Genomic DNA, 14,137 nt, shown 5'->3' with positions numbered 1-14,137 from the left:
AAAACAAAAAGAGCCGGGAAAATTTCCGGCTCTTTTTATCATATCGAAATCTTTCAATTCATTCCGGGTAGCTCATCTCCGCCAGGGAAAATTCGCTAACCGGTATATCGTATCTTATTTCAAAAGTTGGGCAACATCAACAGACATCTCCTGGCATTTCGATGCCCCTAACGCTGTACTCCGTTTCCCGGGAAGCGATCCGCCAATCCAAAGCTTGTAGTTGCCTTTTCGAAGCACCCGTTTTCCCGCTTCATTAACCTCCGTGAAAGCTTTTTCGGGCAATTCAAACTGAACAACTTTCGACTGGCCTGCAGGCACAGATACGCGTTGAAAAGCGACCAGAGAATAAAAGGGATCGCCTTTTCCGGCTAACGGGGAACTGGTATACATCTGAGCCACCTCCTCGGCATCAAATTTACCGGTGTTCGAAATCGTTACTTTGGCGGTTATCTTGCCATCCGATCCTGCGTCGATATTCATTTTACTATATTCGAATTTGGAATAGGAGAGTCCAAAGCCAAACGGGAAAAGAGGTTCCTTCTCCATGTATTTGTACGTACGCCCCTTCATCGAATAATCCTCGTAAGGAGGAAGATCGTTAACCGATTTAGGTACTGTGAACGGTAACCGTCCGGAAGGAACAGCATCGCCAAAAAGAATATTACCAACTGCGGTTCCGCCTTCTTCACCCGGGTACCAGACATATAAAACGGCATCGGCAATATCATAAATTTCGGGAATAGCGATTGGCGAACCACCTGTAATCACGACAACCAATGGGTTACCTTTCCCCTTCGCTTTAATTTTCTTGAGAAAGTCGATCTGGCTTTGCGGAAGCCTGATGTCCTTCCGGTCGCCTTTATGCTCTGAAGCAATGGCAGCTCCCTCTTCGCCTTCCACTAATCCGTTAATCCCCATCACAGCAATGCAAACATCGGCCGCAGCAGCTCCTCCGGTCACGTAATCCATCGGATTTACATTTTTCTGGTAAGGAAGTTGACCATAACGGTAATTGATGGTTGTTCCCAGGCTCAATTGGCTGACAATTCCGTCCAGAATGTTGACGGTATTGTTGTTAACGCCATAGTAATTCCCCAACAGGACCTCCTCGTTAGCCGCTTGCGGGCCGGTGACAAAAACACTTTTCAGATCCTTTTTTAATGGAAGAACATGGTTTTTATTCTTCACCAGGACGATTGATTTTTCTGCTTCCTCGAGCGCCAGTTTTCGATGCTCGCTGGAGCCAATAACATCCGGCGAAATATGCGCATATGGATTATCCCGGTTGTCGTCAAAAAAACCCAGGCGAAATTTGGTTCTCAACAAATCGTGCAAGGCTTTGTCAATATCTTTTTCTGTCACCAGCTTTTCATCCAGTGCTTTTTTCAGGCTCTCAAATGTTCTCCCGCAATTCAAATCCAGGCCAGCTTTAATGGCCATTGATGAAGCTTCTTCAGGCGTCTTTGCAAGATGATGGTCTTTCCAGATATCCTGAATCGCTCCGCAATCGGAAACAATGTGCCCTTTAAAACCCCACTGTTTGGTGAGAATATCCTGTAACAGAAAGGGACTCGCACAGCTGGCTTCTCCATCTGTTCGGTTGTATGCTCCCATGACGGCCTCAACCTTTGCCTCTTTCACAAGGGCTTCAAAAGCCGGCAGATAAGTTTCCCATAAGTCTTTGGGAGAAACCACCGCGTTGAACTGATGTCTAAACGCCTCCGGTCCGGAGTGTACGGCAAAATGCTTCGCACAGGCGGCAGCTTTCAGGTAGTTGGGATTATTTCCCTGCAATCCTTCAACGAATGCCACTCCGATGCGGGAAGTCAGAAAAGGATCTTCGCCATACGTTTCCTGCCCCCGGCCCCAACGCGGGTCACGAAAGATATTCACATTCGGCGTCCAGAAGGTCAGACCGGCATACCGATTATAATTCCCCATTTTCTGGGCGATGTTAAACTTTGCCCGGGCTTCGTCGGAAATGGCAGTTGCTACCTGGAAAGCCAGTTTGGTATCGAAGGTTGCCCCTAAAGCAATGGCCTGCGGGAATACCGTCGCTCTTCCGTTGCGCGCCACGCCATGTAAGCATTCGTTCCACCAGTCGTATTCCTTAACGCCCAGTCGCGGTATCGGGGCGTTGGCATTCATCAACTGACTAATTTTCTCATCAACGGTCATCGCCGAAATCAGGGCATCGATTCGGTCTTCCATCGGCAACGACATGTCGTACCACTCAAAGTTTGCTTCATTAGGTTTCTTTTCCTGAGCCATTAATCCTGCATGGAAAAAATGAAACAGGACGAGCAAGGCAATTGCTTTTGTCTTCATAGGAGTTATCAATATAAGTTATTATTCAAATTGGTTTAATTAATTCGCTGCCCGCTTTAACCAGCTCTTTCGCAATGTGACGTCCCCCTACCGGTTCTCTTCTATCTCATCCGTAATCCACCGCAAAACCATGCCATCACCGGTAGAGTTCAGATCCCACCACCTTTATTTCCGTAAAAATCTGAGAAAACAAATTTGTAGAAAAAGTGTAAAAAAAAACACGAATTCCACAGCAAAACTCAACAGTCTCTTCCAATAACGCTACGTATCAGTAGTTTTACCGTCTCGCTTCTCTGTAATACCGGCAAACGGAATTCATAACACACTGCTCGCACCTGGGATTGCTCGGACGGCAAATCTCACGTCCGAGGAAAGAGATCGACATCCCTGCTTCGTTCCATCGCTCCTGCGGGATGGCTGCCATCAATTGCTTCTCGATCTTTTCCGGCTTGGGCTTTTCTTCCTGCATAGCAATTCCTAATCGCGGAGCTACGCGTACCACATGTAAATCGACGATAATGCCTTCAGCCGAATCTCCCGATTCCCGAATAATTACATTGGCCGATTTTCGTCCGATTCCCGGTAGCTTGACCAACTCGTCCAGGGTTCGGGGAATATGCTCATCTGCTCCAATCATTCCTGCCATTTTGATGAGCCACTTCGATTTGTTGCCAAAATTCCGGACCGAGCCAATGTGTTGTTGTAAATCGGCTGGCTCAGCCCTCGAAAGTGCCTCCATATCCGGGTACTCCTCAAAGAATCCGGGCGCCACCTCGTTGATGTGTTTATCCGAATCCTGAGCGGATAAAACAACCATCACCACCAATTGGTAGCGGCTTTTATAATCCAGTGGATGTTGACGTTTCCCGTATTGCTGAAATAGCGGTTCTAATTCCTCCGTCCAATTTATTTCCATAGCCTGCTCATTTAGTTATACCAAGAATATCAATTGCTATTAAAAGTAGGGAAAATCGGTTGCTTACAAAATTCAGTGAAGCGAAAAAGGAGCTAAAGCATTGCTCTAACTCCTTCTTCATTTGAAATGGTACTATCGGTTATTGTCCTTTGGGGAAGAACAGCTTATCCATGAACCGGTAGCGGGCTTCCAGCTCCGGATCTTTTTTCTGATAGGTATCCACATTGATTTGCATGACCGGGGCCACCGGCTGGTTGTTCACCGCCTCCCATTCGGGGACACCCAGGCCGTTCGGGTTACCGGTTTTCACGAAGTTGGCGTAATACATCTGGAAGATATCCGAAACAATGTAGTCGCCTGGCTGCCAATCGTACACCCGGTTGGTGGGCAGATTCCCCATCGCGTATTCGATATCGGCCGAATGGACCGCACCCGTGGGTCTCGGTGGTTTGGGTGCGCTTTTATCTTTATTATCCTGGACACCACCGGCCAGTCCGGCTGTTTTTCCTGCCATCGCGGCTACCATTTCGGGCCGGGGATGACAGAAGTGGTAACGGTACACCTGTTCGCCGCCGGTTTTGGCCTGCATCTCACTCCATTTCCAGGTACTGAATGCAATGAACAGGTCGGAAGCCAAATCGATGCCTCCCTGCCCCATCACAGAGGCGTCGTCGGTAATATGATACTTCTGCAGCACTTCGTCGGTTTGATCGCCAAACCGTCCTTTGAGCGCTTCTTTCAGATTTTCCAGTGTCGGCTTTTTCCCACGCAGCAAAAAGCCCGGCGCCATCTCCTCGGAGTTCCAGCCCACCAACAACGGGATATGGGCCTGTTTCCCTTCCGAAAATATTTTCACCGGTTGTTCAGGCAGGAAATAGCCGTCGATGACGGTGGCAAAGCGGGGCGCTTTCATGTGCAGCAATTTCTTAGCCGGGATAGCCCTCAGGTCGGCTAGCGACTGGTATCCCTCCTTTTCAGCATATTCTTCACCTGCTTTCTCTGCCTGCTTCAACGGTTCGGGCGACAGGGCTCCCATGAGTGAACCACTGGAGCCAATGGCCTGCTCAAACAGGTTTTTCGACAACGGGGAACACATCAGCGCACTCACCGAAATCGAGCCGGCCGATTCACCGGCAATGGTGATGCGATTGGGATCGCCGCCAAATGCCTTGATATTTTCTTTCACCCATTTCAACGCGGCTACCTGATCGAGAAAACCGTAGTTTCCCGATGCATGATTGGGCGACTCCTTCGTCAGGCCGGGATAAGAGAAGAATCCGAAGATGCCGAGCCGGTAATTGGCAGTAATGGTAATCATGCCCCTTCGGGCCATCCGTTCACCACCATAACGGGGCTCACTGCCCGCACCGGCAATCAGTCCGCCGCCATAAAAATAAACCAGCACGGGAAGGCCTTCTTTCCCGGTTTTGGAAGGCGTCCATACATTCAGGTAGAGGCAATCCTCGCTCATCGAATCGGTACCAAAATTCATATCACCAAACACCGGCAATTGCATGGGGTTAGGGCCAAAATGGTCTGCTTTGCGAACACCCTGCCAGTTTTTCGCTGGCTGCGGTTCCCTCCAACGCAATTTTCCTACCGGTGGAGCAGCAAATGGAATTCCTTTAAATACGTCGACGCCCGACTCGTTGACACCTTCCAATACCCCGTTTTGAGTCGTCACGCGGGGATGCTTGCCGGTTAACTGGGCAAAAACGCCAACAGCCAGGAAGAGTAGTGTGATGGTTAGAAAACTTCTTTTGGTATGCATATCCATTTGCTTTAGTGATTGAATGATGGGTTTCACTTCCGTGAAAAGAAGCGTTACTGTGCAAAATACATTTTCACAGATATAAAACCAATATAAATTTCAAACAATAAGTTTAACGCTAACTCTTTTATTTCGCCGGGCATCAGAAAAAGGCATAAAGGGGAATATCTGTAACCAATCGATAGAAAAGAGAAGTGACAAAAATATAAGCAAAGTCCCCAATATGTAACCAGACAAACCTTCACAAGAAAAACACACCATCACAAAACTGACCAACAACACCTTACGACCACTAGATCTTATGGCATTTGTTTTCCCACTCTTCGAAATATTCCCTAACCTCACTTTCAGCATCAAAAGCGAACTGCCATCCACCGAGATGTCAAGCCGTGTGCTTTTTTTTTCCGCCATTAAATGGGAAAACAGGTACACTATATACATAAAAGGCGAACAAATACACACTTACTCCCGAAAATTGTTATCCGAAACGGCAGTCACTCAAACCACTAACAATCAGTGCCTTAACTATCAAGACTCACATCATCATTTGAAATATACTGAATATAAAAAAGATGGACTCTATTCTGTTCCAAATCAGAGTCCACCAGCTGCTACATCTATGAAAAAATGTCGATACTAATAAACGGAGCTATTTTTTTCTAGCTGAATCCTATTACTTATACACCAAATCATTCTTCATGAATTCCTACTTACTTGTAGCATACATTCCAATGGTTGTTCCCGTAAATCCAAATGAATTTGCAGTCGACAAATAGTAGGCATCGATATCCTTGCACAGGCTTTGCCAGGCGTCATCGCCTAATGCATAGTAAAAGTCATAAGTCTTTCCTTTTGACACGACTTTCAATCGAATTGGGGTCGCTCCTCCGGCAATCCGGTTACTTGCTAAAGTGAAGTCTCCTGAATCCGTTATCTTCTCAAGACTTATTTTTCTGCCTCCATCCAGTTTTCCTAATGAAAGAAAATATTGATGCTTTTCATCTTTCAGGAGTAAAAGGCCGGCGGTTTCTTTTTCATTATCTGGCTCGAAATACAATTTTGTCGTGCATACAAATTTGTGATGTTGTATTCTTCGACAAACATAAGCGGGAGCTTTCAGCTCTGTAGAGGAAACATCCGCACACTTAAGACTTAAATATCCTGGATTGTCAGTTAAAGAGCGAAGGGAATCGATTGGCTCCCGCAGTGTCATCCACTCATCATCCAGCTTTAGGGAGTTAAAATCATCGTTCTTTTCGAAATTCCCAAATGTGCAAAGTGAATCTCTTTTTACACCGTCCATACGAACAATTCTTGAAACGACCTCATTCCCCCTTGTTATGTAAGGAAAACCATCATCACTCCATTTTACAGGCAACAAGAAGGTCTCACGTCCCAGGTTTTCAAACTTGTTCCCGATGGGACGACACGCCAAAAAAACAGCCCACCATTCCCCGTTTTCTTTCTGTACCAAATCTGCATGACCTGCACATGTAATTGGGACAGGCCGATTCGGGTCCAGATTTTTCTGAGTCAGTATTGGATTTTTGTCCCAGGGAGTGAATTTTCCCATGGGTGTATCGCCTCTGAATATTACCTCCGAATGGTTGACCGATGTACCTCCCTCCGCACACATCAGGTAATACTTACCATTGATCTTATACATGTGCGGACCTTCGATCCATATTGGCTTTTCAGCGAGGTCCACCCCACCATTAACCAACATAATCCTTGGACCGAGCGTCTTCTCCTTTTCTACATCAAATTGTTGAATACGGATGGCCCGATGTCCTTCGTATTTCGATCCGCCAACCGGCTCGTCATTATTGACAATGTATGCTTTACCATCATCATCAAAAAAGAAAGAAGGATCAATTCCATGCACGTCAGGTAACCATACTGGATCGGACCATTCACCAAACGGATCTTTTGTTTTCACAAAGAAATTTCCACCTCCAACATTGGTGGTTATCATATAGTAAGTCTGGTTATGGGGGTTATAACTTATAGCCGGAGCAAAAATTCCCTGGCTTACTCGTTGTCCATTGAGCTTTAATTGAGAAGGCCTGTCCAGAACGTTCCCAATTTGCTTCCAGTTGACCAAGTCTTTGCTATGAAAAATCGGTACACCGGGGAAATATGAAAAAGTGGATGTTACAAGAAAATAATCATCGCCATTTTTACAAATGCTGGGGTCCGAATACCATCCGGGCAAAATCGGATTGTAGAAGTAATCGTCGCCCGGCAAAGGATTTTTTTTGTAAAAATCATCGTCCCCACGATAATTGAAATAATCAAAATGGGCTACAAAACCATCTTTCGAGAAATGAGCTGTTTTTGATTTTGCGCCAGAGGAACAACCCGAAAGCGAAAAACAGCACAAAGAGATCAGTCCCAAATAGATGTAAGAAAGCAGTCTAGTCATCAGGAATGTAGTTAAAGAGATTTATTATTAACTAACGAATCTGCCCGACAATAGAAACAGATTCAGTAAACGGTTTATCGGTCAAAAATGATTCTTCAACCAATACTGCAATGTATATATCACTCCTCAATCTGCATTTGAATTTTGAGTATCTGACTTTTGATTTGAGGTATTTTTAATGTTCTGGTTTGCTGATACGAAAAACGAAACATTCGCAAAGACCTCAAGATTTCCTCTGACGGTTTCCCTCTTAACAATAATCAGAACCTGCATTTGAAGGCAATACGTTTGTACCCAAAAAAAACACTGGAGAGAACACAGTTTATCTATTTTTTCAAAAAGATTATCCGGATTTGAAACCTTAACAACAGAGCAATTTGTAATTTTTCAACATCAATATTCAGTCATAGCGGGCACATTCCAAGCCGCTGCAATATCAACAACCTGAAGAGACAATTACAAAACACTAAATCAATATTTACGATAACCTATGAAAAGACTAATTTTTATTCTCTCTGCCATGCTGCTTACCAGTATGACAGCGGTTTCGCAAAATCTTGTGAAACAGGCACCGCAAGGTTTCGACGTGGTGAAATCCGACATCCCTCACGGAAAAATCGATACCATCGTCTACCATTCGTCAACCGTGGAAACAAACCGCAAAGCCTTGGTTTATACTCCACCGGGATATTCAAAAAAGAAGAAATACCCGGTTCTTTACCTCTTACACGGGATAGGCGGAGATGAATACGCTTGGCAGAAGAACGGGCATATGCAAAATATACTTGACAATCTGTATGCCGAGAAAAAGGTGGAACCCATGATTGTGGTGATGCCCAACGGTCGGGCCATGAAGGATGACAGGCCTGTTGGAAACATCTTCGACAAAGACAAAGTTGAAGCTTTTGCAACGTTTGAAAAGGATTTACTCAGTGACCTGATTCCTTACATTGAAAAGAACTATCCGGCCATGAACGATCGCGAACATCGTGCACTTGCGGGACTGTCGATGGGCGGCGGACAATCATTGAATTTTGGACTGGGGCATCTCGATAAATTTGCATGGGTAGGTGGTTTTTCTTCTGCCCCGAACACCAAAAAACCGGAAGTACTGGTGCCCAGTCCGGAAAAAGCAAAAAAACAGCTCAAATTGCTATGGATTTCCTGTGGCGACCAGGATAACCTGATCACGTTCAGCAAACGGACTCACGACTATCTCGTTGCGCATCATGTTCCCCACATTTATCACGTCGTCCCGGGCGGACATCATGATTTCAGCGTATGGAAGGATAACCTGTACATGTTCTCACAACTGCTTTTTAAGCCGGTTTCTCCCGCCGTTTTTTCAGAAAATGATTAACGATATAGGGGAAAACAAAAAATTTACCCGAACGAGATACGTTGACAATTTGACCTGATGCAAGACGGGAGGACGAGCATATGCCTATGAACCCGGTCCCCACACAATGGCCAAAACAACTGTTCACTCGCTATTTCAATGAAGATGAAAAAAATACGAAACAAACCAATTTATCCGCTGAATTTAGGAATCAGCTGTCTGCTGCTTTTGCTTTTGTTTCCCACATTAGTAAATGCACAAAAGATCATCAAATTATATCCCGACACTATCCCGAACGCAAAGGTCAACGACATAAAAGAAGTATATACCTCAGGAATGTACAGAGGAGTGACCCACCCCACTCTTGAAATATATCTTCCTGAAAAAGAAAATGCTTCCGGAACGGCCGTTGTGATTTGCCCGGGCGGTGGATACAGTGTGTTGGTTTACCAGGGAGAAGGCGTATCGACGGCAAAGAAATTTGCGGCGCACGGAGTTGCTGCTTTTGTGCTTAAATACCGGCTTCCCGATGATTCGACCATGAGGAATAAAACAATTGGCCCTCTGCAGGATGCGCAACAAGCCATTAAAGTAGTCAGGGAAAATGCAGCCAAATGGGGAATTGCTCCAAATAAGATTGGAATCATGGGCTTTTCGGCCGGCGGACATCTGGCTTCAACTGAAGCAACCCATTATAAGAAGGCACTCATTGAAAACAATCATCATACAAGCCTTCGTCCCGATTTTCAAATTTTGGCTTACCCGGTCATAAGCATGGAGGATAGTTTGACACACTTCGGTTCGAGGATCATGCTACTGGGTAAGAATCCCACCCAGGCTACGATTGACGAATTCTCAAACGAATTGCATGTCAATGAAAATACTCCACCGGCATATATAACCCATGCAGGCGACGATACCTTAGTTGACGTGGACAACAGCATCATCTATTTCGAGAAATTGAGACATCTCCACGTTCCTGCGGAATTGCATATTTACCAAAAAGGCGGCCATGGCTTTATTTTCAGACAGGAAGGTTGGATGGTCCCTCTATTTCAATGGATGAAGGATTCGAACTTAATTGATGATTAATAAGCCGCCATCGCATTCACTAAAAGCACCAATAAAAGAAGCAAAAGGGGCGGTCGCTCCCTTCAATTGCGTCGGCAATTTTAACGTTCAAACACTTTTAAAATACAACGTTAACTACTTGATGCTCCTTACCGCTTTTTCTGAAATGCACCTGATAACAACCGATTAAATAATAACGAACATAAAATAAGCTAAATAAACATCATGAAAATAAAACTATTCGCAGTTGTTGGATTACTTCTGTTCAGTATGAACGCTTTTTCACAGGATCCTAATTTCTATATTTTTTTGTGTTTCGGGCAATCGAACATGGAAGGCCATGCCAAATTTGAACCTCAGGACACCACGGTAGACAGTAGGTTCCAGGTTTTGGAAGCCGTAAATTGTCCAAAGCTGGGAAGAGAAATGGGCCATTGGTATACAGCTGTTCCTCCTTTGTGCCGATGCAATACGGGCTTAACTCCTGCAGACTATTTCGGTCGGACTTTGGTTGCCCATCTTCCGAAAAATATTAAAGTCGGCGTAATCAATGTTGCTGTCGGAGGCTGTAAAATCGAACTTTTCGAAAAAAACCACTACAAGGCATATATCAAAACAGCGCCGGACTGGATGATCAATATGATCAACCAATACGACGGAAATCCTTACGCCCGTCTTGTAGAAATGGCTAAAATCGCTCAGAAATCGGGGGTAGTTAAGGGAATACTCCTGCACCAGGGAGAGTCAAACACCGGAGACAAGGAATGGCCCAATAAAGTAAAAGGGATTTACGATAACCTAATCACAGATCTAAACCTGAATGCCAAATCGGTTCCCCTTTTGGCCGGTGAGCTAGTGAGCAAAGGAGAAGGTGGCGCTTGCGCAAGTATGAACGCCATTATCGACAAGCTCCCCGAAACGATTCCGAACTCATATATCATTTCGTCCGATGGATGTCCGGGCATATCTGACCACTTGCATTTTACCGCCGAAGGGTACCGGATTTTAGGAAAACGCTACGGAGAGAAGATGCTTTCGATATTGGGCTATAACGTCAATAATAAAAAATAGCTAAACGTTGTACATCGCGAAGTGCGAAAACTGGTTAAAGTGATAAAAACATTGGAATGAAGAATTTTTCAAAAATCATATCTATAATATTACTGTCCTTATTGATAACGCCTTTTGCAGGACATGCTCAAAACCCAATCATTCAGACCATTTATACAGCCGATCCGGCACCAATGGTCTATAACGATACAGTATACTTATATACGGGGCATGACGAAGATGGCTCCAACTGGTTCACCATGAAGAACTGGCATGTTTATTCCACCACCGACATGGTTAACTGGACAGACCATGGTTCACCATTGTCACTCAAAACGTTCAAATGGGCTAAAAAGGATGCCTGGGCAGGACAGTGTATCGAACGAAATGGTAAATTTTATTGGTATGTACCCATGAATCAGGCCAATGGTAAAGGCATGGCTATTGGCGTTGCTGTATCCGACAGGCCAACAGGCCCCTTTGTTGATGCACTTGGCAAACTGCTTGTGACCACCGGCTGGGGAGATATTGATCCTACCGTGTATATCGACGATGATGGACAAGCCTATCTGTACTGGGGAAATCCGCAGCTTTACTATGTCAAGCTCAATAAAGACATGATTTCGTATGACAAGAATGTGGGAATTGTGAAAGTTCCGCTCACTGCAAAGAGTTTTAAACTCAGGATTATCAACGCTGAAAAAACTTTTAAGTGGGCTAAATCAATTAATGGGCTGGCATCGCATACCGTTAAAAACACTTCCGGCAACAAGTACTATTGGTATGTAAGCGCAATCGATAAGCGAACAAATAAAAAAGTTATTGGCGTGGCCGTCGGTGATAAAGCCATCGGCCCGTTCACGGATGTCCTTGGTAAACCCTTGATTTCGGAACATTGCGGTAAAGGGAACATTAACCCGACAGTTGTCTTTAACGACGCCAAACAACCCTATTTAACCTGGGGAAATTCAAAGCTTTGGTATGTAAAGCTTAACAGTGATATGAGTTCGTACGATCAAAAGGTCGGTATCAGGCCAATTCCCTCGGACAAAAAAGATTGGTTTGTTTCCAAAATAAAAAGAACAGTAAACAGCACCGGCAAACGATTTACGACCTATGAGGAAGGACCATGGTTCTACAAACGAAATGGCTTGTATTATCTGATATATCCGGCCGGTGGCGTACCTGAACATTTGGCCTACTCTACCAGTACAGGCCCGACCGGGCCATGGGTATACCAGGATACAATTATGCCGGTCATTGGCAAAGGTGGTGCTTTCACCAATCATCCCGGAATTATTGACTATAAAGGGAAATCGTTCCTCTTTTATCATGATGGAGCCTTACCCGGTGGCGGTGGTTTCGACCGTTCTGTTTGTGTTGAAGAATTTAAATACAATCCGGATGGCACCATTCCGAGAATTGCCGCGACAAAAGCGGGAGTCGTGAAAGGAGTTGCCAACCTGAATCCGTATATCCGCCAGCAAGCCGAAACAATCGCATGGGAAGAAGGTGTAGAAACAGCTTCAGACAGTATTACCGGCATTTATGTAACCGATATCGACAATGGTGACTATATTAAAGTACGCAGTGTCGATTTTGGCAAGGGAGCCGGGTCGTTCGAAGCCAGCGTCGCATCTGCTTCCACAGGAGGCAAAATTGAAATTCACCTCGATAGTGTAACCGGTGCCCTATTGGGTGCATGCCCTGTCAAAAACACCGGCGGATGGCAACACTGGGATATTCAATCCTGTGGTGTAAAAAATGTGAAAGGAGTACATGATCTATTTTTTGTATTCAAAGGTGCTCAAGGCAATTTATTCAACTTCGACTGGTGGCAACTACATTCACACAACGCCCGATAACTTTAAAAATAAAAACAGCTTAATCGACAACAATGAAAATTTCATCCCGAATACTTACGACATTGTCAGCCTTGCTGACAATCACTTTTACCGCTACGGCACAGAACCCCATTATCCAAACCAAATATACCGCCGACCCGGCTCCCATGGTCTATAACGACACCGTATTCCTTTATACAACTCATGATGAAGACGATGCGACCGGTTTCAAGATGCTCAACTGGTTGCTCTATACCTCTACGGATATGGTAAACTGGACCGACCACGGAATTGTAGCCTCATTGAAGAATTTTAGCTGGGCCAGGCAGGATAATGGTGCCTGGGCTCCGCAATGTGTAGCGCGGAACGGAAAGTTCTACCTCTATTGCCCGATGCACGGCGGTGGAATTGGTGTTTTGGTTTCCGACAGTCCGTACGGCCCCTTTAAAGATCCGCTGGGAACGAGGTTGATCAACGATGACCACATCTGGAATGATATTGATCCGACCGTTTTGATTGACGACGATGGACAGGCTTATTTATATTGGGGAAACCCTGATCTTTACTACGTGAAACTAAATAAAGATATGATTTCCTACTCCGGCGAAATCGTCAAGGTAGCATCCAAGCCTCAAAATTATCAGGAAGGTCCGTGGGTTTGGAAGCGAAGCGGACATTACTACCTGGCCTACGCCTCCACCTGTTGTCCGGAAGCCATTGGCTATGCAATGAGTGATTCGCCCACAGGTCCCTGGGAATATAAAGGGATGATCATGGACGTGACACCGAAGTCCCGGGGAAACCATCCCGGAATTATTGACTACAAAGGAAATTCGTATTGTTTCGGCCTGAATTATGATCTACTCAAAGAGACCACCCAAAAACATTTCGAGCGTCGTTCCGTGTCGGTCGATCAAATGACCTACAACGATGACGGGACCATCCAAAAACTACCGTATTGGTCAGCAACAGGTCCCAAAAGATTAGGAACGGTAGATCCGTATCAAAGAGTGGAAGCCGAAACCATTGCCTGGAGTCACGGTCTGAAAACAAGGCAGAACAGCAAGGTGGGAGTTTACGTAACAGACGTCGATAGTGGCGATTACATTAAGGTACAGGGTGTCGATTTTCAAAAAGGCGCTAAGTCATTCGAAGCCGGCGTCGCGTCTGCTTCCAAAGGAGGTAAAATTGAAATTCATCTTGATAGTGAAACCGGTACGTTATTGGGTGTGTGTCCTGTCAAAGATACCGGCGGATGGCAGGAATGGTCGCTCCAATCCTGCAAGGTGAAAAAAGTAAAGGGGGTTCATGATCTCTTCTTTGTTTTCAAAGGTGCTCAAGACAATTTATTCAACTTCGACTGGTGGAAGTTCAAGGCACAATAAACTGAATT

General features: G+C 45.2%; 9 protein-coding genes. 5 read left to right on the top strand and 4 right to left on the bottom strand.

What is annotated here, in order from left to right; genetic code table 11:
- Window positions 1-114: 114 nt before the first annotated feature.
- The 4 genes from AC060N_RS04510 to AC060N_RS04495 form a co-directional block, all read right to left on the bottom strand.
- The gene (locus AC060N_RS04510; protein ID WP_479526049.1) at window positions 115-2,328 is read right to left on the bottom strand and encodes a glycoside hydrolase family 3 C-terminal domain-containing protein; all 2,214 of its coding nucleotides are present in this window, start codon (window positions 2,326-2,328) and stop codon (window positions 115-117) included.
- Between the two features lie 277 nt (window positions 2,329-2,605).
- Window positions 2,606-3,244: an endonuclease III domain-containing protein gene (locus AC060N_RS04505; RefSeq protein ID WP_479526048.1), complete on the bottom strand. Its 639-nt coding sequence runs from the start codon at window positions 3,242-3,244 to the stop codon at window positions 2,606-2,608.
- A gap of 139 nt (window positions 3,245-3,383) precedes the next feature.
- Window positions 3,384-5,015 carry a carboxylesterase/lipase family protein gene (locus tag AC060N_RS04500; RefSeq protein WP_479526047.1) on the bottom strand — a complete coding sequence of 544 codons (1,632 nt, stop codon included), beginning with the start codon at window positions 5,013-5,015 and terminating at the stop codon, window positions 3,384-3,386.
- A 706-nt stretch (window positions 5,016-5,721) separates the two neighbouring features.
- Window positions 5,722-7,440, bottom strand: a complete 1,719-nt coding sequence (locus AC060N_RS04495) for a glycoside hydrolase family 43 protein (RefSeq protein WP_479526046.1) — start codon at window positions 7,438-7,440, stop codon at window positions 5,722-5,724.
- A 490-nt stretch (window positions 7,441-7,930) separates the two neighbouring features.
- On the opposite strand from AC060N_RS04495, the gene AC060N_RS04490 reads away from it, so the two are divergent.
- From AC060N_RS04490 to AC060N_RS04470, 5 genes are all read left to right on the top strand, one after another.
- On the top strand, window positions 7,931-8,800 hold the full coding sequence (locus AC060N_RS04490; RefSeq protein WP_479526045.1) for an alpha/beta hydrolase: 870 nt from the start codon (window positions 7,931-7,933) through the stop codon (window positions 8,798-8,800).
- Between the two features lie 144 nt (window positions 8,801-8,944).
- Window positions 8,945-9,871, top strand: a complete 927-nt coding sequence (locus tag AC060N_RS04485) for an alpha/beta hydrolase (protein ID WP_153637962.1) — start codon at window positions 8,945-8,947, stop codon at window positions 9,869-9,871.
- 204 nt (window positions 9,872-10,075) lie between these two features.
- A complete protein-coding gene (locus AC060N_RS04480; RefSeq protein ID WP_479526044.1) occupies window positions 10,076-10,921 on the top strand; it encodes a sialate O-acetylesterase in 846 nt (281 codons plus the stop codon).
- 56 nt (window positions 10,922-10,977) lie between these two features.
- Window positions 10,978-12,765: a family 43 glycosylhydrolase gene (locus tag AC060N_RS04475; protein ID WP_479526043.1), complete on the top strand. Its 1,788-nt coding sequence runs from the start codon at window positions 10,978-10,980 to the stop codon at window positions 12,763-12,765.
- 32 nt (window positions 12,766-12,797) lie between these two features.
- The gene (locus tag AC060N_RS04470) at window positions 12,798-14,129 is read left to right on the top strand and encodes a glycoside hydrolase family 43 protein (RefSeq protein ID WP_479526042.1); all 1,332 of its coding nucleotides are present in this window, start codon (window positions 12,798-12,800) and stop codon (window positions 14,127-14,129) included.
- Window positions 14,130-14,137 lie beyond the last annotated feature (8 nt).

This window comes from Prolixibacter sp. DSM 2831 (assembly GCF_056493735.1).
Note: the sequence above shows the minus strand (reverse complement) of the source record. Positions and strands in the feature narration are given on the sequence as shown.

Bases quoted from the DNA above. Each gene is read 5' to 3' on its own strand.
- AC060N_RS04475 (WP_479526043.1), top strand. From the start codon at position 10,978: ATGAAGAATTTTTCAAAAATCATATCTATAATATTACTGTCCTTATTG.
- AC060N_RS04480 (WP_479526044.1), top strand. From the start codon at position 10,076: ATGAAAATAAAACTATTCGCAGTTGTTGGATTACTTCTGTTCAGTATG.
- AC060N_RS04485 (WP_153637962.1), top strand. From the start codon at position 8,945: ATGAAAAAAATACGAAACAAACCAATTTATCCGCTGAATTTAGGAATC.
- AC060N_RS04470 (WP_479526042.1), top strand. From the start codon at position 12,798: ATGAAAATTTCATCCCGAATACTTACGACATTGTCAGCCTTGCTGACA.
- AC060N_RS04510 (WP_479526049.1), bottom strand. From the start codon at position 2,328: ATGAAGACAAAAGCAATTGCCTTGCTCGTCCTGTTTCATTTTTTCCAT.
- AC060N_RS04505 (WP_479526048.1), bottom strand. From the start codon at position 3,244: ATGGAAATAAATTGGACGGAGGAATTAGAACCGCTATTTCAGCAATAC.
- AC060N_RS04500 (WP_479526047.1), bottom strand. From the start codon at position 5,015: ATGCATACCAAAAGAAGTTTTCTAACCATCACACTACTCTTCCTGGCT.
- AC060N_RS04495 (WP_479526046.1), bottom strand. From the start codon at position 7,440: ATGACTAGACTGCTTTCTTACATCTATTTGGGACTGATCTCTTTGTGC.
- AC060N_RS04490 (WP_479526045.1), top strand. From the start codon at position 7,931: ATGAAAAGACTAATTTTTATTCTCTCTGCCATGCTGCTTACCAGTATG.